This window comes from Ensifer sesbaniae (assembly GCF_013283665.1).
Classification (GTDB): domain Bacteria; phylum Pseudomonadota; class Alphaproteobacteria; order Rhizobiales; family Rhizobiaceae; genus Ensifer; species Ensifer sesbaniae.
In genome coordinates, this window is the sequence record NZ_JABEKU010000001.1 from 689,219 (window position 1) to 710,252 (window position 21,034).

Below are 21,034 nucleotides of genomic sequence, written 5' to 3' on the forward strand. Positions count from 1 at the left end.
GGTCGCTTCCTTCTTTGGCATTAGAAGAACGACGAGGATGATGACGACCACGGCAAGGATAATTCCGAGGACGGTGTTTCGGCTCATGCTTCACTCCTCTTGGATGCATGCGACTCGGGAATTGTATCACTGCAACCAAAACCGGAGATGAACGGGCTGCCGGCACTTTTGCCACGGCTTTCGTGCGGCGGCTTACTTCGGGGAGAAGCCTTGCTCCGCCATGCATGCTTTGAAGGTGCTGTCCGCAGCAATGGCACCGGCCATCCAGAGACGCCCCGCAATGACCTGCGTCTCCGCGGCGCGCCCATTGCAAATAGCCTTGGCGCGCTCGAAGCGAGATTCTTTACTGTTGGTTTGAATTTCCTTCCAATCGCTCGCCGAGCTGGAGTTGCAGCCGGCTAGTGCTGCAAGGGCTATGAGCCATATCTTGTGCATCGTCCTCCCCTTGGTCAATCACAGGTTGCTAATGTAGTCGAGGCCGGAGAAACGATCAATCGTTCTGAGATACCTGAGGCCTCCCTCGGGATGCTGCCCCCGAGGGAGGCCTCGGTCAGGTGTCAATGACAGTGGTAACCGCCTGTCTTGTGGTTGGTGTGACAACCGTTCTCGTCAGTCCCCCCACTGTGAGCAGAAACGTAGGTTGCGCTACCGAAAAAGATGAGCGCAGCCGCTGCGAGCTTAATCAACTTCATGATGGTCCCTCCATTGCTATGCAACTTAAACACGGCGCACAAGTGAAGTCGAGACTAAATTAGAAGTTACAGATTTGGCCGGTTGGATGGGTTAACGAGGTCATAGCGAATGACTGACGAAAGTGCTGGAAATGCACGCGCCTATCTCCTTGGAGCGGCATCGTTTATGCGGTAGGTCCGACCAAGCTGTTCGCTTATGTTCCTCACCCGTTTGGGTTAGAGAAGGATGCACGGACCTGATCCGTACCGGGACCGTTCTACGCTCGTTCGAGGATATTTCAGAAGTTGTGATTTTATCACCGCAGGTCAGCCCCGCGGGCTGTCGCCAGAGGCAATGAAGCATGACAGACGGGACCCGAAACAACGGGAAGAAAACGGGAAAGGGAAACCCGCCCGTCGAGCATCAGTTCAAGCCTGGGAATCCTGGCCGCCCGAAAGGTGCCCGCAACAAACTCGGTGAGATGTTCATCGAAGACATGCTCGCAGCTTGGGAAAGCAAAGGCGCTGCTGCGATCCACACCGTCATTGAGAAACGCCCCCAGGACTTCCTGAAGGTTGTCGCCTCGCTGATGCCGAAGGATTTGAATGTCAACATCAACCAGATCGGCGAGATGACGGATGAGCAGCTCCTCGACCGCATCCGGAAGCTCGACGCCACCATCCAACCTTTCCTCTCTGCTCATGGAGAGGATGGAAATAGCGATGGAGATCGAACGCCGACAGCGCACTAGCCGCCTTCGGTTCTATCGCCCCTACAAGAAGCAGATCGAGTTCCACAAGGCGGGCGCTGCGTATCGTGAGCGCCTTTTCGTGGCCGGCAACCAGCTCGGCAAGACGCTGGCCGGTGCCGCAGAAGCAGCGATGCATTTGACCGGTCAGTATCCAGACTGGTGGGAAGGCCGGCGCTTCGACCGCCCGGTGATCATGCTTGCCGGTTCTGAATCGTACGAACTGACCCGCGATGGCGTGCAACGACTTCTCATCGGTCCGCCGATGAACGAAGAGGATTGGGGCACTGGCTATATTCCGAAGGCTGCCATTGTCGACACCACGCGCCGCAGCGGCGTGTCTGGCGCGCTGGATAGCGTCACGGTTCGGCATGTCTCGGGCGGCGTCTCAACGGTCCTGTTCAAGGCATATGAGCAGGGCCGCGGTAAGTGGCAGGCAAACACGGTTGATTTCGTCTGGTTCGACGAAGAGCCGCCCGAGGACGTTTATCTAGAGGGCATCACGCGAACCAACGCGACCGGCGGCGCTGTCGCTGTCACGTTCACGCCCTTGAAGGGCATGAGCACGGTCGTCGCGAGGTTCATCATGCCGGGTGACGACGAGGGTGCCAAATACCGCACGACCGTCACCATGACGATCGACGATGCGGAACACTACAGCCCGGAGGAGCGGGCCCGCATCATCGCCAGCTATCCAGCGCACGAACGCGAGGCCCGCACAAAGGGCGTTCCGTCGCTCGGCTCTGGTCGCATCTTCCCGGTCTCGGAGGAGAGCATCACCGTCGCGCCATTCGAGATCCCGAAACACTGGGTCCAGATCGGTGGCCTTGATTTCGGGTGGGATCACCCATTCGGCGCCGCTGGTTGCGCCTGGGATCGCGACGCCGACGTGTTCTATGTGACGAAGGTCTATCGGGAGCGTGAGGCGACGCCGATCATTCACGCCGCAGCGCTGAAACCGTGGGGCGCCTGGCTGCCGTGGTCATGGCCGCATGATGGCCTGCAGCATGACAAGGGCAGCGGTGAGCAACTGGCTGTGCAGTATCGGGCTCAGGGGCTCAACATGCTGCCCGAGCGCGCCACCTTCGACGACGGCTCGAACGGCGTCGAGGCGGGCATCTCGGACATGCTGCAGCGGATGCAGACGGGCCGCTTCAAGGTGTTTTCGACCTGTGGCGAGTTCTTCGAAGAGTTCCGGCTCTATCACCGGAAAGACGGGAAGATCGTGAAAGAGCGCGACGACGTGATTTCAGCGTCCCGCTACGCGCTGATGATGAAGCGCTTTGCGAAGGTGAAACCTGACAACAAGGCCTGGGCCTTCACAGATCGGAAGGTTGTTTGATGCCTGCACTGACAAATGCACAAGTCGCCTCGCAGGTGACGCAACTGGTGAAGGACTGCGAGAGCTTCCGCGACCAGCTTTCCACCGACCGTGTCAAGGCGATGGAATATTACGATGGCGAGATGAAAGACGTGCCGGCCGATCCGAACCGGTCGAAAGTCGTCTCGCGCGACGTGCGCTCTGCCATCAAGAAGGTGTTGCCGTCGCTCATCCGGACCATTCTCGGCAACGACAAGGTCGTCGAATACGAGCCGGTGAACCAGGGTGACGAGGCCGGCGCCGAACAGGCCACAGACTACATCAACTACATCGTCTTTCCGGAGAGCGATGGTTACGACGCCGTGCAGGACGCCGCGCATGATGCGCTGAAGCTGCGCAACGGCGTCATTCGCTGGTGGTACGACAAGAAGCGCATTGTAGAGGTCTCGCGACACACCGGCCTTGATGAGGCCGCCATGGTGCAGCTCGTCGGCGACGATTCGGTCGAGGTGCTGGAACAGGCGCAGTCGATTGCCACGGTGGAAACGGAACAGGGCCCGCAGCAGATCCCGGTTTACGACCTGAAGATCAGGCGCGTGATCGAAAAGGGCTGCACACGGCTCGCCGCGGTGCCGCTTGAGGAATTCCTCATCCATCCCGACGCGATGTCGATCGACGACAGCCTTTGCACCGGTCTTAGCATGAAGATGCGCCGTTCCGACCTGGTCGCGATGGGCTACGATCGGGCCGTAATCGACGCGCTGCCAGCGACGACCAAGGACAACGAGAAGGAATCTGAGGAGTTCGCGCGGCGCCGCGATGTTGTCGACGCCGACGACCAGGCGGATAAGGCGGCCCAGGAGGTCGATTACTACGAGCTGTATGTCCGGATCGATGCCGACGACGATGGAATCGCCGAATTGCGCCGCATGGTCTTTGCAGGCGGTACCGCTGAGAAGAACCTCCTCGAAAATGAGGAATGGGACGAAGCGCCCTTTGCCGATCTGATCACCGAGCGCCGGCCGCACCAGCGCGAAGGCAATTCAATCACCGACGATATGGCAGAGATCCAGCGCATCAAGACCGTGTTGCTGCGCCAGACGCTTGATAACCTCTACTGGCAGAACAATCTTCAGCCCATCGTTCAGGAAGGCACGATCGAGAACCCCGAGGCGGTGCTTAACCCGAAATTCGGCCAGCCGATCCGGGTGAGCCAGAGCGTCAGTGTGAGGGATGCCGTCGGCTACAACCAGGTGCCGCTGGTCGCTGACAAGTCTTTCAACATGCTCGGCTACCTCGATCAGGAAGCCACCGACCGCACCGGCATTTCTGAAGCCTCGAGCGGCCTAGCTCCGGATGCGCTGCAGAACATGACCGCCAAGGCCTCGTCGATGATCGAGGCCGCCGGCATCGGCCAGACCGAGCTGATGGTTCGCACCTTCGCGCAAGGCCTGAAGCGCGTGTTCCAGGGCCTGCTGAAGCTGACCATCAAGCATCAGGACCAGCCGCGCACGGTGCGCCTTCGTGGTCAGTGGGTGACCTTCGATCCGCGGCACTGGAATGCGGCCATGGACGCCACGGTGAACACCGGTCTTGGCGCCGGCACGCGCGAACGTGACATGATGATGGTGCAGATGATCCAGCAATTGCAGGAGAAGCTGCTCTCATCGCTCGGGCCGGTCAACAACCCGTATGTGTCGCCCGACAACCTCTATAACTCGATCGCGAAAACGGTCGAGGCTGCCGGTCTCAAGTCTCCGGATCTGTATTTCACCAAGCCCGACCAGGAAGAGCTTGATAACCGCCTCAAAGCAGAGGCGAACAAGCCAGACCCGGAAATGCAGAAAGTCCAGATTCAGGCCCAGGCCGACATGGAGAAGGCTAAGCTCGACGCCGAGACCGATCGGCAGAAACTGGCCGCACAGACGCAAGTCGACATGGCGAAGATCCAGGCCGACAGCGATATCAAGCGCTACCAGATCGATCAGGAGATCAAGCTCAAGCGTGATCAGGCGATGGCGCAAGCGCTGGTCGGTCAGCGCATCCCGCAGCCCCAGATCGGAGGCCAGCCAGGATGAAGCAGGAAGAGAAGCAAGCGGCCGCCCGCGCGATGCTCGACAATCCGCTGTTTCACGCCGTCATGGACGATCTGGAAGCAGCAGCCATCAACGGCTGCATCAACGCACCGGTCACCGACGATGAGACCCGCGCCGCCTATGCGGCCGAAGCGCGGGCTATCAGGAAATTCCGTAGCAAGCTCAAGTTCCTCGCCGAGGAACAAGCCAAGGCTGACGGGAAGGGCGCCCCGGCATAGGGCCCGGGCCAAACCTTAGAAGGCAGCAAGCAACATGACAGACGCAGCCACCAACTCCCCGTTCGTCGGGGAGAGTGATAGCGGTCGCCCCGCACTCACCATCGACGACGCCGCAAACCTCGACTTTGCCGAGCCCCCTGAGGCCAACGAGCAGGAAGAGGAAGAGGGGCAGTCGACGAATGCGACCGGTGAGGCCACGGATGAGGGCCAAGAGACCGGCGATACCGCAGACAACACCGAAGGCGACGAGCAGACCGATGCCGATAACGGCGAAGGGGCCAACGAAGCCGACAGCCAGATCGTCACCCTGAAGGGTGGCGAACAGGTGCCGTTGTCCGAGCTGAAGCTTGGGTACATGCGGGATCGCGATTACCGACACAAGACGCAGGATCTCGGCAACAGGAGCCGAAATCTTGACGCCATGACAACCCGCGTGACCAACACGGTCAAGGGTATCGCTTCCTATCTGGCGGAACGTTTGCCGCCTGAGCCGTCACGTCAGTTGGCGTATCAGAACCCCGCCGAGTACACCCGCCAGAAGGCGCTGTATGACGACGGTTTGGCAAACATCAGCCAGATCATCGAACTGGCGAACGACTCGACGGCAGTTGCCGGCGAGCTTGCCTCGTCGGTGACCGAAGAGACGCTTCAGGCCGAGAGCGAAAAGCTGGCTCAGGTGTTCCCGCAGACGACAAAGGATGAAGGCCGCAAGGCTTTTTTCGATCAGGCGTTTTCGGCGGCACGTGAACTCGGCTTCTCCGACGCCGAGCTGAAGGGCGTCAGCGATCACCGGCTTTTCGGCCTGGCATACTATGCCCAGATCGGCATGAAGGCCGAACAGGCCCGCGCCAAGGCGCTTACCAAGGTCACGGCAGCGCCTCCGGCCACGCCGAGCCCGCGCCCGAACGGTGCTGCCAACCAGCAGGTTCGCAAGAGCAAGGAAGCGATGCAGCGGTTGTCGAAAAGCGGGTCGATCAAGGACGCAATGGCGATCGACTTCGACTAACCCCTCAATCGAAGGAACACGGAAATGGCCGCATTGGCAAACACGTTCACGACCAATCAGGCCGTGGGCAACCGCGAAGAACTTTCCGACGTGGTGTCGCGCATCACGCCGGAAGATACCCCGATCTACTCCCTGATCGAGAAGGGCACCGCGAAATCGGTGCACCCCGAATGGGAGACCGACGAGCTCGCCGCTCCGGGGGCCAACATCAAGACTGAAGGTGACGAATACACCTTCGGCGCGATCACCCCGCCGGAGCGCCTGGGCAACTACACCCAGATCCTGCGCAAGGACTGGATCATCTCGGCTACCCAGGAAGTCGTTTCCGAGGCCGGCAACGTCCAGAAGCGGAAGTACCAGAAGCTGAAGAAGGGCGTTGAAATCCGCAAGGACGTCGAATTCGCCATCGTCGATACCAACGCTTCCGTTGGCGGCGCCACCCGCGAATTCGGCTCGCTGAATACCTGGATCGAGACGAACGTCTCCCGCGGTGCCGGCGGCGCCAACGGAGGCTTCAATGGAACGACGGGCCTCACGGTCGCGCCGACCGACGGCACGCAGCGTGCGTTCACCAAGGCCATCTTGGACAGCGTCATGCAGCAGGGCTACCAGAGCGGGGCGAACTTCCGTCACGTCTCGGTCTCGCCCTACGTCAAGAGCGTGTTCGTCACCTTCATGTCCGACAGCAACGTCGCGCCGTTCCGGTACGCCGTTTCCAAGGGTGGCGAGCGCAACACCATCGTTGCGACGGCCGATTACTACGAAGGCCCGTTCGGTACGGTGATGATCCACCCGAACCGGGTGCAGGCCGGCGCCGCCGCGCAAGCTCGCAACGCCTTCTTCATCGACCCCGACATGTTGTCGTTCCTCTGGCTCCGCAAGATCCAGGAAGACAAGGATGTCGCGAAGACGGGCGACGCTGACAAGGGCGTCCTCATCGGTGAGGGCACCCTCAAGGTCCACAACGAGAAGGGTCTCGGCGTCGCTGCCGACCTCTTCGGCCTGACCGCCGCGAGCTAACCGCGACGGTTTCAACGTCATCTGAGAAAGGGCGGGCTTCGGCTCGCCTTTTCCATATCAGGAGCAAGTGGAAATGACCGATCAGAACAAGCCGGCTGGTGCCGCAAAGGAAAAGAAGCTCGTTCCCGTCAAGCTGTTGCGCGACGTCTGGGACGAGGACGGCGAACGACTGCCGAAGGGCGGCGAACTCGACCTTCCCCTCGATTTCGCGAAGCAGCTCATCGAGGAAGGCAAGGCAAAGCGGAATGACCCGCTCCCGGGCGATTCCAAATGATCATTCGTGACGGAGCGTGGACGCTCTACGATCACGACATGATGACGGGCCGCTCGGTCTGGCATCTGTTCGACGGGGAGAAGGACGTTTTCCGCGTCGACTACCCCGTCGACAACCTGATCAGCGAAAACCGGGAAGTCCGCAACAGCGCCGAAAAAGCCTGGCGCGGCGACTGGCACCGGGTCGCCTCGATCCCGCTGAACATAGCCCATAACAGCGGCCTCGTGCAGGCCCACAGCGAGGGCGACGACCGTTTCGTTAAGCGATTCCTCAACAGCTCCGACAATCGCGCCTGGCGGACAAAGGACGGCCACCTATGAGCGTCGAATATGACCGCGTCAAAGGGCAGGTGAAGGCCATCGAGGCGAACCGGCCCAGCGCCGAGGAGAGCCCCGAAGGCCATCGGGAAGCGAATGAGCACATCGCTCGTCTGATTGATCGGTCCCGCATGTTCGCCGACGCCGAGCGCGCACGGAAGGTTCCCCTATGAGCACCATCCCTGATTATGCCTCGCTGCTCGTCGATGCTGGCGAGTACAGCGGCCGCAACGATATCGCGCACTTGTTCCCGCGGTTCCTCGGTCTGGCCGAGCTGAAGCTCAACCGGTTCCTCCGGGTGGCCGATATGGAGGTCGTGGACACGGTCACGGTGACGAATGGTACGGGGACGCTGCCGCCCGATTTCCTCGAGGCGCGCGAGGTGAAAAACGCGAACGGCATTCCGATCCGCGCCGTGGCTCTGCAGCAGCTCACCGACAGCTATATGGCCCGAGCTGGCATTCCTGCCGGTTATGCCATCGTGGGAAGCACTATCAACGTCCGTCCCGTCGGCGACGGCAATCTGACCGTCACCTATTACGGCAGGATCCCGGCTCTTACCCGAACGAACCCGTCGAACTGGCTGCTCGAGAAGGCCGCCGACGCGTACCTCTATGCCCTCGTCGAGGAAATCGCGATCTGGGAACGCGACGCCGACAAGGTGAGCGGTGCCACCCAGCTTAAGATGGTGGCCCTCTCCGGTCTCAAGATCGGCGACGAGCGCTCGCGCTGGGGCAATGCCCAGGTCGTTGTTGGAGGCCCGACCCCATGACCTTGCTTTCCGCCATCAACGAGGTTTGCGACGTCGTTTCGCTCGATCGGTTCGAAAGCGTCTATGGCTCGAACGATCCGAACGCCCAGACGATGGTCGCGCTCGCGCAGGAGGCCGGCGACGAGATTGCACGCCGCGCCGATTGGCAGCGTATGCTGTCGACGCACACGGCTTCCGCCTCGCCGGAGAACCTGCCGAGCGACTACCAGCGCATGACGCCCGGTGGTGCGGTGCGGACGGCGGCGGGCGATTTCTGCCGGCCGATCACCAACAGTTCGCAGTGGGCCGTCATCGTGGGCATCCCGTCGGCACAGCCGTATTTCTTCGTTCGCGGACAGCAGATCCTGTTTTCGCCGGCCGCGTCCGCCGTGGGCGCCGTGATCGATTACCTGTCGAAGGACTGGGTTTTGCACGACCCGGACGGGCCTCAAGCCACGCTGACCGCCGACGACGACACGCCCCTGTTTCCGGAGCGCCTGCTCGTGAAGGGCGTCATCTGGCGCTGGAAGCGACAGAAGGGCCTTCCCTACGAGGACAACCTCGCCGAGTTCGAGGCGGATCTCCTGCAGGAAATCAACGCCGACCGAGGTGCCTGATGAAGATAGCTGTCACGCCCGCCCGTATCGGGCAGAGCAACCGAGGCAATGTCAGCATCGGGAAACAGCAGGTTTCGGCGCCGATTACCTATCCCGCGCCGAAGCTCGGTCTGGTCACCACCGCCGACGTTGCAAGCCAGCAACCCGGCTCCGCTCTCGTCATGCGCAATTTCCTGCCAACGCTCACCGGCTGCAAGATCCGTGGCGGATCGGTCAAGAAGGGGCTTGCGGCTGATGGCGGCGATATCAAGAGCGCTTTCAAGTACAAGTATGGCACGACCGAAAAGCTGTTCGTTGCCACCGATAGCGCCATCTACGACATGTCATCACCGGCAGTTCCACCGGCTACCACTGCGGCAGCAGTAAGCGGCTTCGCGGGCGGGGACTGGTGCACCTTCCAGCATACCAACGCCGGCACCTCCAACCTCATTTGCTTCAACGGGGTCAACGATCGGCAGATCTACAACGGCAGCACTTGGTCGACCTCTCCGGCCATCACGTTTTCAGATTCGACGACGATGGCGCAGCTCAATTACGGCTGGCTGTTCAAGAACCGTCAGTTCTTCCTGAAGAACGCAACGCTCGATGCCTACTATCTGCCCGTCAACGCGATCGGCGGTGCCGCGGTCGTGTTCCCGCTCGGCGGCGTCATGAAAAGGGGTGGTTCTCTGTTGATGGGCTTCTCTTGGTCGCTCGAAAGCGGCGACGGTCTCTCGGATATGTGCGCTTTCATCTCGACCGAGGGCGAGGTCGCGGTTTATGCCGGCGACGATCCGTCCAGCGCGTCCTCGTTCGGCTTGAAGGGCGTCTATCAGATCGGCAAGCCGCTCGGAAAGAACGCCTGGATCCGGGCAGGCGGTGACGTCCTCGTTGCGACGAGCGACGGCCTCACGCCGATTTCGCAGGTGTTCCAACGCGATCGGCAGGCATTGAGCCTGGTCTCGGTATCCCGGCCGATCGAGGACGAATGGAAGAAGGCGGCGAACGCGACGGGCGGCGGCTGGACGCTGACACAGTGGCCCGAGCAGAACCTCGTCTTTGTCTCCTTCCCCGAAAATTCCGTCGTCACCGATACCACTTTCGTTCTCAATGTCCTGACGGGGCGATGGTCGACCATCAGTAACTGGAAAGCGCTCTGCTATGCCACGCTTCAGGGCGGCTTGTTCTTCGGCTCCATCGACGGTTATTTCTGGCAAGGCGATATCACCGGGACCGATGACGGGCTGACCTTCAGCGCCACCTATCTTTCGCAGTTCTCTCCGGCCGGCCAGTTCGGTCAGCGGGCACAAGCGTCACTCGCTCACATGTATTTCCTGGGCAAGTCCAAGCCCAAGGTGAGGCTGTTCGCCCGCGCTGATATGGACCGGTCCACGCCATCATTCTCTGACGTCACCGAGGGCAACACCAATTCGTCGGAATGGGACGTTGGTCTCTGGGACGTGGCGGTTTGGGATGGGGTTTCGCAGTTGGTACGCTACGATTCCCGTCAGAACGTTCGCGCAACCGGTGACATGCTCGCGGTCGGCTGTGTCATCACCTCGGGCGGCGCGGTGAAACTCGACCTCGAAATAGACCTCGCGACGCTGCAGGTGGCCGCGGGCGAGGCCAGTGCATGATGGTCTGGGGCGGCGAGAGGGCGCCGGAGATCAATAGGGCCGTCGCGTCCTTTGTTGCCAGCCATATTCCCGGCTGCGAACGCGGATGGGAGAATTTCACGACGCTTGGACTAATCGACGGTGATCGGCTCGTCGCAGGTGTCGTGTTCCACAATTTCGCGCCTGAAGCCGGCGTCATTGAACTGTCGTCAGCATCGACCAGCCGGCGCTGGCTGACCCGGCCGATGCTCAAGGCCATGTTCGGCTATCCGTTCGATCAGATTGGCTGCCAGATGGTCGTTTTGCGCGTCTCTGAGCGCAACGCCGTCATGATCGAAATCGCCGAGCGCTTCGGCTTCACGGCTCACCGGATTCCCCGGCTGCGTGGCCGGGATGAAGCGGAAATCCTGTTCACTTTAACTGATGACGAATGGCGGGCGCATCCCGTCAATCGGAGGTAAATCATGGGCAAGCCCAAAGCACCGAAGGCACCGGACCCGAAAGAGACCGCGGCCGCACAGACCGGGACCAACATCGGCACGGCGATTGCGAACCAGACGCTCGGTAACGTCAACCAGGTGACGCCCGATGGCGCGCTGACATACAGCCAGACCGGGACGAAGCAGTGGACCGATCCGACGAATGGCAAGATCTATGATCTACCGACCTATACGGCGACACAGACGCTCTCCGCCGGTCAGCAGGCAATCAAGAACCAGAGCGACAAGGCCGAGTTGAACCTCGCGACCTTGGCGGCAGGTCAGTCTGCGAAGCTGAACGATCTGCTGGGGCGTCCGGTCGATACTTCCAAGGCGCCGGCCGCCGGTGATCCCTCGAAAATCGGTTTGCCCCAGTACACTGGCTATGGTGCTGGACCGACGCTGCAAACTTCCCTGCCCAACACCGGCAACGTGCAGTCGTCGATTGCTGGTGCTGGCAATATCCAGAGGGATGTTGCGAACGCGGGCCAGATACAGACCTCGCTGGGTGACGCGGGCGACATCACCAAGTCTTACGACTACAGCGCCGACACGTCGCGCTATGAAAACGCGCTGATGGAGCGGATGAACCCGCAGCTCGAACGCAGCCGCGCCGCTCTGGAAACGCAGTTGGCGAACCAGGGCCTGCAGCCGGGTTCCGAGGCCTATAACCGAGCGATAGACTCGGCAACCCGACAGGAGAACGACGCCCGCCTCGGCGCGATCCTCAATGCTGGACAGGAGCAATCGCGTCTTGCTGGTCTCGCTCGCGATCAGGCGACGTTCCAGAATGCGGCCCAGTCTCAGAACTTCAATCAGGCGCTTGCGGCGGCCGGTTTCACCAACCAAGCTCAGGCCCAGCAGTACGGCCAGAACGCCAACAACATGCAGTTGTCCAATGCCGCGCAGGCCCAGCAGTTTGGTCAGAATGCGGCGCAGTTGGAGGCGAACAATTCCGCTCAGGCGCAAAACTTCCAGCAGGCCTTGGCGGCTGCCGGGTTCGGCAATGACGCCAAGCAGCAGATGTTCCAGAACCAGAACACGACGACGGCTGCGAACAACGCCCTGAAAGATCAGTCCTTCAACGCGCAGCAGGCGCAACTGACGGCCCAGAACAACGCTCGATCGCAGTACCTGAACGAGCTTTACGCAGCGCGGAATCAGCCGATCAACGAGATTTCGAGCCTGCTTTCGGGCGCCCAGGTCAACAATCCGAACTTCGTGCCGACGCAAGGTGTGAGCATCCCGAACGTCGATTATGCCGGCCTGGTGCAGCAGGACTATGCCAACCGCGTCAACGCCTACAACGCGAAACAGGCTGGTATCGGGTCGATCCTCGGCGGCGTCGCGGGCCTTGCCTCGCTGTCGGATGAGCGCGCGAAAAAGGACATCAAGCAGGTCGGCGGTCTCTATGAGTACCGGTACAAGGGCGAGGGCAAGGACGCTCCGAAGCGCATCGGTGTCATGGCGCAGGAGGTCGAGAAGGTCCGCCCGGACGTCGTCATCAAGGGCGACGATGGCCTTCGCCGCGTCGACTACGGCCTCTTGTTCTCCGCTGGAAAGAGGAGGGCCGCATGAGCAACCCGTTCTCGTTCTATGCCGGTATGCGCAAACCGGACACTACCCAGAACCGGCAGCAACTGGCCGAGCAGCTGCAAGCCAAGATCATGGGGCAGCCGATGCCCCAGAACACAGCCGAAGGCATCGGGGCACTGATGACCGGGATTGCAGCCGGTGCCGCCAAGCGGAACGCCGCGTTCCCTGTTGCCCCAGGCGGCGCGAAACCGTCGGCCCTGACCGGCCTCGCCAACTTCTTCACGATGGGCCGAAATGGAGGGCTCAACTGATGGTCGGATTTCTGTTTGGTGGCGACACTGGCGAGACTGCGCAGTCGCTCGCACGCAAGCGCGATATCCAGGACGCCATTGCCCGCCAGATCATGGGTTCTCAGCCGAAGACGGCCGCCGAGGGCATCGGTGCGCTGTTGAGCGGCATCGGCGTGGGCATCAGCCGCTACCGCACCGACAAGGCGCAACAGGCGGGCACCGACGCTGCGTCGACGCTCTACAACTCGATCCTTGGCACGCCCGCGCGCTCGGCGACCACAACCGGCGTCAAGCCCGGGGCCATGGGCGGCAACATGCCGAAGGTCGACAGCAAGGGGAACATGCCCGTCGCCACCGTCGGCAATGACGAGATCCGCAACGGCATCATTTCGTCTGCGAACGCCCTCGGTATCGATCCGGTCGACCTCGCAACCGCCATCTCTTACGAGACCGCCGGCACCTTCGACCCGACGAAGAAGGGCCCGACCACCCAATGGGGACAGCACCAGGGGTTCCTGCAGTTCGGAGAGCCGCAGGCGAAAGAGCACGGCGTCGATTGGAACAACCCTGTCGGCTCGCAACTCGGCGAGAACGGTGCCGTCGTCAGCTACCTGCGCAAGGCCGGCGTGAAGCCTGGCATGGGCATGATGGACATCTATTCGGCCATCAACGCTGGCAGCGTGGGGCGCTACGGCGCATCGGACGCCAACAACGGCGGCGCACCCGGTACCGTGGCGGATAAGGTCAACAACCAGATGGCAGGGCATCGCCAGAAGGCGCTTGCGTTGCTGGGGAAGGGCGGCGCCACCGTTGGCGAGCCGATGGCCTACTATGACGACACCGGCCTGTCTGTCGAAAGTCGTCAGCCGGCATTCTCACCGGATGCCCAGACGAGGCCGGCCGGAAATGCTCGAGCTACAGTCGATGCGAATGCACCGCGCAATGCTGCCGAGGCGGTGACGGCGATGGCTGGCGGCAATATGCCAGCAACGAGCCCGTTCGTGTCTCCCTTCGTTGATCCCCGCATGCAGTCGGCCGCGGCGGGCAATCAGGCCGGGGCGTCTCTCTCCGACGAGGTTGCGGCTTTCGAGCAAACTCCCGAGTACGCTGCTCGTTTCCCGGGTCGCCAGCAGCCAGCAGCGGCGCCGCAGACTACGGCGTTGCCCGCCGAGTTCCAGCGCTCCCAGCAGCTGGCGAACGCCAGCGGCGGCATCATGAGTGCGCTCAATGGTGGCACCCCTGCCAGCGAGGCCCAGATTGCCCAGGCGCGCGCTGCCGGCGAGGTTCCGCAGCCTGAGGCCACCACGGGGCAGGGCGGTGTCGATCCGCGTCTCTACGAAATCTTGTCGAACGACTTCGCCACCCCGGAAATGAAGGCGACCGCCCGGATGATGCTTCAACAGCAGCTTGGCGACCAGGAAGCGGCGCGAGAAGAGGAGACCTGGCGCCGTCGGCAGGAGTATGAGCGTCAGGCGGCTCAGAATGACCCGCTGTATCGCATCAATCTGCAGAAGGCCCAGAAGGAGCTTGAGGACGGCAAGCGGCAGCCGCTCATCAATGCGGGGGCGGGGAACGTCTACGATCCGAACACCAAGGAATGGATCACGCCGCCTGGTGCCTCGGGCGCTGGTGGCGAGTTCCGTTTCAGCGGTAATTCGGTCGAAGCCCAGGCTCTCAACGGTCTGATGGACAGCAAGCAGTTGACGCCCGAACAGGCGCAGCAACTCGGCGCCGGTAAGACGATCACGGGCCCGAACGGTGAACTCATCTTCCTGACGCCACAGGGTGTCTTCGGGACTTCGTCGCAGGCCGGCGGTACCGTTCAGCCGATCACGCCGAATGGCGGTCAGACCGTACCGCAGGGCAACCAGGCCAATCCTCAGATGCCACCGCAGGCCGTACCTCAGGCCCAACCTGATCAGCGTTCGCAGAATGATCCGGCCGCTCTGCCGCCGGGGCAGGCGGTTCGGAACGGAAATATCCAGCTCACCGAGCCGAAGGTACCGGAGGCTCAAAAGAACCGTGCCGCCGCCGTGGACCAGGCTTACAAGGCACTGAACACCGAACTGGACCGCTATTCCGAGTTGGTCGAGAAAACCGGTATCGAAGCCATGCCGGGAAAGAGCAAGGATCAGCTCAATTCGGTTCGTCAGGGCGTGATGCTTCAACTGAAAGAGCTGTTCAATCTGGGCGTTCTCAACGGCCCCGACCTCAGCCTTATGGAACGGATGATCTATGACCCGGTCATCGACCCGTTCAAGGAAGGCGGGATCATGAACCTGCCGGATCAGCTTTTCACGTCGATCGCTGGCAACCCCGGCGCTCGCGCGAAAAGCTCGGTCGACGAGTTGAAACGCATGATCGGGAACATCCGGAACTCGGTGTCAGGCCCGAAGAGCAATCATGGTGGCGAGCCGAGCATCGACGACCTCGTCAAGAAGTATGGGGGCTGAGACGTGGCCACACTCGAACAACTCGGCATCGCGCTGCGCAACGCCGACCAAGCCGGCGACGTGCAGGCCGCGACCCGGCTTGCTGCTGAAATCAAGCGTTTGCAAGCGGCAGCTCCCGCGACGGACCCAGGAACGCCGTCCGGTCGTCACCTATCTTTCGAGGAGGGCGCGGCTCTCCTCGATCGAGAGGAGCGCGCGGCCGGTGGCAGTGGTGCCTTCGGCGCCGCGACGACGAGCTATCTCGACGGCATGCCAATCGCAGGCCCGGTTCTGCTCGGCGCCACCCAGCGCGGCGCCGCAGCTCTCTCGTCTGCGATAAATGGCAAGAGCTACGATGAGAACCTGAAGGAAGCCCAGGCGCTCACGGAAGCTGCCCAGGAGGCACACCCACGGATCTCGACCGCCGCCGGCATCACTGGCGCCGTTGCTGGTACCTTGCCGATGGTGGCGGCTGCCCCGGCCGCATTCGGTGGGGGCAGTGCAGGCATTGGGGTGCGAAGCTTGTTGTCTGGGCTCAGTGGCGGTGTCGTGGGCGGAACCGACGCGGCCGTTCGGTCTGGCGGCGACCTTGAAGACGCCGGATGGGGCGCTGCCTCTGGCTTTGGCATGGGAGTTCTTGGGCCAACCGTGGGTAAGGTTGTCGGCGCCGGTGCCCGCAAAGTCATGGACCTTTATCGGACCGCCCGGGCAGCGCAGGCGGCCGGCACGAAGCTCAGTACCGTCAATCAGATCGCGAAGGCGATTGCCGGCGACGGTCTCGACGAGGCGGGTGTTCGCTTGCGCCTCGACCAGCTCGGACCAGAAGGCATGATCGCTGACCTGGGTCCGAACACCCAGGGCAAAGCAGCTGCGCTGGCGGCGATGCCTGGCCGAGGGCAGGACGTCATGCGTTCGGCGCTCGAAGCGCGCCAAACCGGCGCAAATGCGCGCATCGCCAACGTTGTCGACGAGACGATGGGGCGAAAGGTTGTCCCGTCATTCGTCGACGAGGGCATTCAGGCAAACCAGCGTGTTTTGGGGCCGGAATACCAGAGGCTTTTCCAGAACGTCCGCCCGCATGACTTCCTGCCGATTGCCGACGACCTTGACCGACAGATCCACACGCTGCGGGGCGACGCGCAGCGCGCTTTGCGGCAGGTTCGAGGAATGCTCAACACCACCGGCACAGACAGGGTCTCGAATGATCCTCGCGTGGCGTTCCAGACGCGCCAAGCCATCGACGGCATGCTCGGTACCGAGACCGACACGAAGGTGATCGCGGCGCTGACGGAAGCCCGACAGATGATCGACGATTCCCTGACGCGCGCGGTGCCGCGGTTGAAGGAAGTCGACGCGGCCTATGCCGAACTTGCCCGCCAGCGAGAAGCGCTGACGCGCGGTCAGTCCGTGCTTGATCATGGCAGGACCGCGCCACGGCCGGCAGAACTCGAGCGCGAAATCGCCGAGGGCGCGCTTCCTCAGGGTGAGCAGATCGGGCCGTCTGCGGTCCCGTTTCGGCTTTCTCAGGGCGCCCGCGCCGAAGTCGATCGCATCCTCGGCAGCAATGCCAACGATATCGCCCGCCTTAATAAGCTGGTGAAGTCTGAGGGGGACTGGAACCGTGCGCGTCTCGCTCAACTGTTCGGCCAGGAAAAGGCGGACAAGCTATTCAGCGTACTCGACAACGAACTAACCTTTGCCCGCACCCGCCAGGCGATCACGAGCAATTCGGAAACGGCACGGCGCCTGCAGCACATCGCCGATCTAGGCGGAACGGGAGATCCGAACCTCGCCCGGAATGCCTACGCAGCTGGCGGTGCGGCTGGTGCCGTGCGCGCTGCCGGAATCCGCACCGCTGACAAGATTGCCAATGCGATCCTGGGCGGCCGGCGCGAGGCGGCGAATGCTTCGTTGGCAGAGGCGATGGTCAGCAATCGGGATGCGCTGGTGGATGCTCTGGCGCAGGCGCAGCGTCGCGGACAAAACCCGAAACTGGTCGAGGATCTCGCTAAATCAATCCTGCTTGGAAGTTCGACCGGGCCCCGATGAGGCGCCGAAACGCTCATTGACCGCCCAGAGAATGGCGACCAAAGCTGCGCCGCAGAGAAAACCAATCGGGAAGTCTGGACCGAACCAAGCCTTCAGCGAGAGGAAACTCTCGCGGAAGGCGAAGAGCACCAACGCGGTCACTGCGATGCAGGCGATTTGAACGATCCGGATCATCGCTACAACATACACGAGAAACACGAGAAATGAAGAACCCGAGGGGAGTGCCTCGGGTTCCTGGGGGTAACCTACCGAAGACCCTCGCAACGAAGCTGATGTGTACCAGCCTGATATCGCCGAAGGTTGCCGAGCTTCATATTCTGATGTCTCGGACATGCGCCATTCGCTTTATGCGGCTTGCACAAAAGGCAGCCGGCTCGCGCGTTCTTTGGTTTCCGTCGCTTGTGATGCATTTCCAACTCCGATCAATGTCGGTGCGCCCTCCAGGCGCCCGAGTGTGATCGGGGGAGGTCCAATAAGTGCGAATTGGTTCATCGGCTTGGTCATGGCAGCAAGATAGAAGAAGACCGAGAGTGGATCAATCTTCGGTGGAGTCGAGCGGGATATAGCCTCCACCCGTCAGCCAGTCGCGAAGGATGCGCTTGATAGCGTCCTCGCGGCTCACGCCGTATTCGGCCATGATCATCTGCACGCCTCGTTCAATGTCATCTTCGAGATCAGGTGAAAGGGGCATTTTTCTTCTTCTTCGGTTTGGAGGACGCGAGAACTTCGGCGGCGTCGAGCGCTCCGGCCGGGACGTTCGGAGCCTTGAACATCGCGACGATAATGGAGTTCTGATAGGTCGGAATGTTGATCGGGTGGCCGCCAGTGTAGGTGGTGTTAGCGTAGGCGGTGTTGCCGTAGACGTTGACGGTTGTGTTCCCATACACCGGGGTGTTGCCGGCGTAGATCGATCCGCTCTGGGAACCTGCCTGCTGGATGATGTAGTGGGTGTATCCCTTGGCGAGGGTCGATTCAGCAACTCGTTGCTGTGTTTGCCCTTTGGCGATGGCGATCGGGATCAGTCCGCGCGCGTCGACGTCGATCTTATAGACGTTCTTTGAGAGCGCCATTTCATCCTGGCTGACGCAGCCAGAAAGGCCCACGACGGCAGCGAGAACCGCAGCAAGTTTAAGTTTCATAATTTCCCCCAGGCAATGATGGGGGGAATGAAGCAAATCGCCGATAAGTTGTCGAGACGAATCTAAAATACGAACCCGCAGAACTTGCAAGGCTCCCGCTCGGGGGCCTTTTTCTATGGAGAATGCCAATGCCAAGAACAGGTGGCGTATACAGCCCTCCGGCCGGCACCAAAGGCACGCCGAACACGACCATTCAGAGCGTCCCGTACAACACGTTCGTCGACGATCTGACTGCGGATGCGAACGCCGCACGTCCGATCACGGCCGGCGGTACCGGCGCGACCTCGGCGAGTGCCGCGCGTACGGCTCTGGGCGTGGCGATCGGCACGAACGTGCAAGCCTATGACGCAGGCCTTCAGTCCATCTCGGCACTGACAACAACTGCCGATCAGATGCTCTACACAACCGGCGCCGATGCCTACGCGACAACTGCACTGACACCGTTCGCCCGGACCATCCTCGATGATATCGATGCAGCAACCATGCGCGCGACGATCGGCGCCAACAATGCGAGCAATTTGACGACTGGTACGGTCGCGGATGCCCGTCTTCCAACGTCGATGGCCGGAAAGACGTTCACGTCTGCTGTCACGATTACCGCGGCCGGCACGGCATTGACGTTGAACGGGACTGGCAACATCGGTGTCGAGCTGGGCCGAACTGACGGTGTCGCGGGAACGCCTTTCCTCGACCTCCACTCCGGTGCAACGGCTGTCGACTACGACACGCGCATCGTGGCATCAGGCGGCAGTGGGGCGAACGGTGGCGGAACGCTGAACATCATCAGCGCAACCTTCACTTGGAACGGCAACGAAATCTGGTCGGCCGGCAACGATGGCGCCGGCTCGGGTCTCGACGCCGACCTGCTCGACGGCCAGCAGGGATCCTATTATCAGAACGCATCAAACCTGAATGCCGGCACGGTTCCGGACGCTCGCATCTCTGGCGCCTATGATGGCTTTACCACGATCACGCAGAGCGGGCTTCACACCATCAATACGGGCGGTGAAGCGATCCGCATTGCATCGCCCGACACGGCGTCAGATCCGTACCTGACGTTCTACAAAACCACGACACGACAGGGCTACATCCAACATACCGACGGCGCTGGAACGACGGTAGGCTTCAAGCTCGTCAACGACTTACCGGCATCGGACACATCGCTTATCCTCACCAACGACGGCGGCGTCGATGGCCTCCGTTATCAGGTAGGCGCCTCGAGTTACGAAGTTTGGCACTCCGGCAATGACGGCGCCGGTTCTGGTCTTGACGCTGACACCATTGATGGCGTGCAACTGACAGGGCTTGTTCAAACATCGCGCACGTTGACTGCTGGGAACGGGCTTACCGGCGGCGGCGATCTGACGGCCAACCGCTCGTTCGCGGTCGGGGCGGGAACTGGCATCTCTGTTGGAGCGACCACTGTATCTGTTGATTCCACTGTTTGGCGCGATGGCGCCCAGCCCACCGCGGCGCAGATTGGCAGTCTCTATGCCGGTCTCACCCAAGGCTCGATCGGCACATATGCATTCGCGCTCAAGAAGACGGCCGGCACGATCAACCCAGGCTCAACCGTCGCTGGCACAGACCTCTACTGGTCGAACTCGGCAAATAGCGCGGTGATCGGCATCGATACGGGGACGTGGCGAGCCATGGGCGTCATCACCAACGGTTCCGCATCTCTCGCACTAAGGATTTCCTGATGAACAATCTGACGATCGAAACCGTATCCGACCTTCGATGGTCCGATGCAGCACACGAAACGCTGACCGCCAACGTCAAGTTCGCGGAGTTCGATGAACCGCACCCGTTCGGGATGAGCGTTCATGCGATCCGGCAGTATGAACACGAGGCCGAGTTCTGGGATAGCGCGACCTCTGGCGGGTTTGGGCCTATAGCACCGTATGCGACCCCGACCGATGAGAAGATGCGTGCCTCCATGCCTCCGCTTACAGCGCGGCAGCTTCGTCTGGGGCTGCTTAATGCTGGCATCGCACCATCGGTCGTTACGGCCACGATCGGCGGCATGTCGGCTGGTCCCGACAAGGACAAGGCTCTGGTCGAATGGGAATACGCGACCACCTTCAATCGCATACACCCGCTGATCGCGACCGTAGGCGCCGCGCTCGGCCTCTCTGACGTTCAGATTGACGCTATGTGGATGGCTGCAGTCAGCCTCTAATGTCTGAAACATCATAGGCACCCACGCGTTTACCACGAGACGGCGAATTGAGGTTTCAAATGTCCATCCACATGAGAGATATCGGTCTGGCTGTCCTCGGGCTGTTCCAACTGCACCCTGCCGAAGAGCCGCAGTTAAACGACGAACAGCGCTTGTTGATTGAAGCCTATAGGTCCGGTCAGGTTCCCGAGGCCGCTTGGCAGGAGCATCTGGAGCACGATCCACAGCTTGCCCGATATTGGCGGGCGACATCGCGGCATTAAGCCACTGTGCTAGAGGTTGCGTTCGCAAA

25 protein-coding genes are annotated in these 21,034 nt (G+C 61.5%); 20 read left to right on the forward strand and 5 right to left on the reverse strand.

The annotated features are described in order from the left end of the window. Nucleotides 1-192 precede the first annotated feature (192 nt). Entirely contained in the window at nt 193-435 is a 243-nt protein-coding gene (locus BHMPCIPO_RS03305; protein WP_173515448.1) for a hypothetical protein, read from the reverse strand. A 122-nt stretch (nt 436-557) separates the two neighbouring features. After that, on the reverse strand, nt 558-692 hold the full coding sequence (locus tag BHMPCIPO_RS33770; protein WP_210266398.1) for a YHYH domain-containing protein: 135 nt from the start codon (nt 690-692) through the stop codon (nt 558-560). Between the two features lie 341 nt (nt 693-1,033). On the opposite strand from BHMPCIPO_RS33770, the gene BHMPCIPO_RS03315 reads away from it, so the two are divergent. From BHMPCIPO_RS03315 to BHMPCIPO_RS03395, 17 genes are all read left to right on the forward strand, one after another. Then, on the forward strand, nt 1,034-1,423 hold the full coding sequence (locus tag BHMPCIPO_RS03315) for a hypothetical protein (protein ID WP_173515449.1): 390 nt from the start codon (nt 1,034-1,036) through the stop codon (nt 1,421-1,423). After that, the gene (locus BHMPCIPO_RS03320) at nt 1,311-2,762 is read left to right on the forward strand and encodes a terminase large subunit domain-containing protein (protein ID WP_173515450.1); all 1,452 of its coding nucleotides are present in this window, start codon (nt 1,311-1,313) and stop codon (nt 2,760-2,762) included. Before BHMPCIPO_RS03315 ends, BHMPCIPO_RS03320 begins: the two co-directional genes overlap by 113 nt. Further along, a complete protein-coding gene (locus BHMPCIPO_RS03325; protein WP_173515451.1) occupies nt 2,762-4,819 on the forward strand; it encodes a portal protein in 2,058 nt (685 codons plus the stop codon). The genes BHMPCIPO_RS03320 and BHMPCIPO_RS03325 overlap by 1 nt, the downstream gene beginning before the upstream one ends. Then, nucleotides 4,816-5,055: a hypothetical protein gene (locus BHMPCIPO_RS03330; RefSeq protein WP_173515452.1), complete on the forward strand. Its 240-nt coding sequence runs from the start codon at nt 4,816-4,818 to the stop codon at nt 5,053-5,055. Before BHMPCIPO_RS03325 ends, BHMPCIPO_RS03330 begins: the two co-directional genes overlap by 4 nt. 34 nt (nt 5,056-5,089) lie before the next feature. After that, nucleotides 5,090-6,061, forward strand: a complete 972-nt coding sequence (locus BHMPCIPO_RS03335; protein ID WP_173515453.1) for a hypothetical protein — start codon at nt 5,090-5,092, stop codon at nt 6,059-6,061. Between the two features lie 24 nt (nt 6,062-6,085). After that, entirely contained in the window at nt 6,086-7,081 is a 996-nt protein-coding gene (locus BHMPCIPO_RS03340) for a DUF5309 domain-containing protein (protein WP_173515454.1), read from the forward strand. Nucleotides 7,082-7,154: 73 nt separating this feature from the next. Beyond that, entirely contained in the window at nt 7,155-7,355 is a 201-nt protein-coding gene (locus BHMPCIPO_RS03345; protein ID WP_173515455.1) for a hypothetical protein, read from the forward strand. Next, complete coding sequence (locus BHMPCIPO_RS03350; RefSeq protein WP_173515456.1) at nt 7,352-7,675, forward strand: hypothetical protein; 324 nt, start codon at nt 7,352-7,354, stop codon at nt 7,673-7,675. Before BHMPCIPO_RS03345 ends, BHMPCIPO_RS03350 begins: the two co-directional genes overlap by 4 nt. Then, on the forward strand, nt 7,672-7,845 hold the full coding sequence (locus BHMPCIPO_RS03355; RefSeq protein WP_173515457.1) for a hypothetical protein: 174 nt from the start codon (nt 7,672-7,674) through the stop codon (nt 7,843-7,845). The genes BHMPCIPO_RS03350 and BHMPCIPO_RS03355 overlap by 4 nt, the downstream gene beginning before the upstream one ends. After that, a complete protein-coding gene (locus BHMPCIPO_RS03360; protein ID WP_173515458.1) occupies nt 7,842-8,444 on the forward strand; it encodes a phage adaptor protein in 603 nt (200 codons plus the stop codon). The genes BHMPCIPO_RS03355 and BHMPCIPO_RS03360 overlap by 4 nt, the downstream gene beginning before the upstream one ends. After that, nucleotides 8,441-9,040: a phage adaptor protein gene (locus tag BHMPCIPO_RS03365; RefSeq protein WP_173515459.1), complete on the forward strand. Its 600-nt coding sequence runs from the start codon at nt 8,441-8,443 to the stop codon at nt 9,038-9,040. Before BHMPCIPO_RS03360 ends, BHMPCIPO_RS03365 begins: the two co-directional genes overlap by 4 nt. After that, the gene (locus BHMPCIPO_RS03370) at nt 9,040-10,656 is read left to right on the forward strand and encodes a hypothetical protein (protein ID WP_173515460.1); all 1,617 of its coding nucleotides are present in this window, start codon (nt 9,040-9,042) and stop codon (nt 10,654-10,656) included. The genes BHMPCIPO_RS03365 and BHMPCIPO_RS03370 overlap by 1 nt, the downstream gene beginning before the upstream one ends. 143 nt (nt 10,657-10,799) lie before the next feature. Beyond that, the gene (locus tag BHMPCIPO_RS03375; RefSeq protein ID WP_376741615.1) at nt 10,800-11,096 is read left to right on the forward strand and encodes a GNAT family N-acetyltransferase; all 297 of its coding nucleotides are present in this window, start codon (nt 10,800-10,802) and stop codon (nt 11,094-11,096) included. A gap of 3 nt (nt 11,097-11,099) precedes the next feature. Next, entirely contained in the window at nt 11,100-12,692 is a 1,593-nt protein-coding gene (locus BHMPCIPO_RS03380) for a tail fiber domain-containing protein (RefSeq protein ID WP_173515462.1), read from the forward strand. After that, nucleotides 12,689-12,961: a hypothetical protein gene (locus tag BHMPCIPO_RS03385; RefSeq protein ID WP_246304256.1), complete on the forward strand. Its 273-nt coding sequence runs from the start codon at nt 12,689-12,691 to the stop codon at nt 12,959-12,961. Before BHMPCIPO_RS03380 ends, BHMPCIPO_RS03385 begins: the two co-directional genes overlap by 4 nt. Before the next feature lie 137 nt (nt 12,962-13,098). Further along, entirely contained in the window at nt 13,099-15,393 is a 2,295-nt protein-coding gene (locus BHMPCIPO_RS03390) for a hypothetical protein (protein ID WP_173515463.1), read from the forward strand. A gap of 3 nt (nt 15,394-15,396) precedes the next feature. Continuing rightward, a complete protein-coding gene (locus BHMPCIPO_RS03395) occupies nt 15,397-17,421 on the forward strand; it encodes a hypothetical protein (protein WP_173515464.1) in 2,025 nt (674 codons plus the stop codon). On the opposite strand, the gene BHMPCIPO_RS03400 is transcribed toward BHMPCIPO_RS03395, so the two are convergent. The 3 genes from BHMPCIPO_RS03400 to BHMPCIPO_RS03410 form a co-directional block, all read right to left on the reverse strand. After that, nucleotides 17,386-17,754 carry a hypothetical protein gene (locus BHMPCIPO_RS03400; protein ID WP_173515465.1) on the reverse strand — a complete coding sequence of 123 codons (369 nt, stop codon included), beginning with the start codon at nt 17,752-17,754 and terminating at the stop codon, nt 17,386-17,388. The two genes, BHMPCIPO_RS03395 and BHMPCIPO_RS03400, sit on opposite strands and share 36 nt — an antisense overlap. A 202-nt stretch (nt 17,755-17,956) precedes the next feature. Continuing rightward, nucleotides 17,957-18,112 carry a hypothetical protein gene (locus tag BHMPCIPO_RS03405; RefSeq protein WP_173515466.1) on the reverse strand — a complete coding sequence of 52 codons (156 nt, stop codon included), beginning with the start codon at nt 18,110-18,112 and terminating at the stop codon, nt 17,957-17,959. Then, complete coding sequence (locus BHMPCIPO_RS03410) at nt 18,096-18,560, reverse strand: hypothetical protein (protein WP_173515467.1); 465 nt, start codon at nt 18,558-18,560, stop codon at nt 18,096-18,098. The genes BHMPCIPO_RS03405 and BHMPCIPO_RS03410 overlap by 17 nt, the downstream gene beginning before the upstream one ends. Before the next feature lie 128 nt (nt 18,561-18,688). Here BHMPCIPO_RS03410 and BHMPCIPO_RS03415 point away from each other — a divergent pair, with 128 nt between their 5' ends. From BHMPCIPO_RS03415 to BHMPCIPO_RS03425, 3 genes are read left to right on the forward strand one after another with little or no spacing between them, the layout of a single operon-like run. Then, nucleotides 18,689-20,263 (forward strand): hypothetical protein, encoded by a 1,575-nt coding sequence (locus tag BHMPCIPO_RS03415; protein WP_173515468.1) that lies wholly within the window; start codon nt 18,689-18,691, stop codon nt 20,261-20,263. Continuing rightward, the gene (locus BHMPCIPO_RS03420; RefSeq protein WP_173515469.1) at nt 20,263-20,742 is read left to right on the forward strand and encodes a hypothetical protein; all 480 of its coding nucleotides are present in this window, start codon (nt 20,263-20,265) and stop codon (nt 20,740-20,742) included. Before BHMPCIPO_RS03415 ends, BHMPCIPO_RS03420 begins: the two co-directional genes overlap by 1 nt. A gap of 59 nt (nt 20,743-20,801) precedes the next feature. Then, entirely contained in the window at nt 20,802-21,005 is a 204-nt protein-coding gene (locus tag BHMPCIPO_RS03425) for a hypothetical protein (protein ID WP_173515470.1), read from the forward strand. Nucleotides 21,006-21,034: the final 29 nt, after the last annotated feature.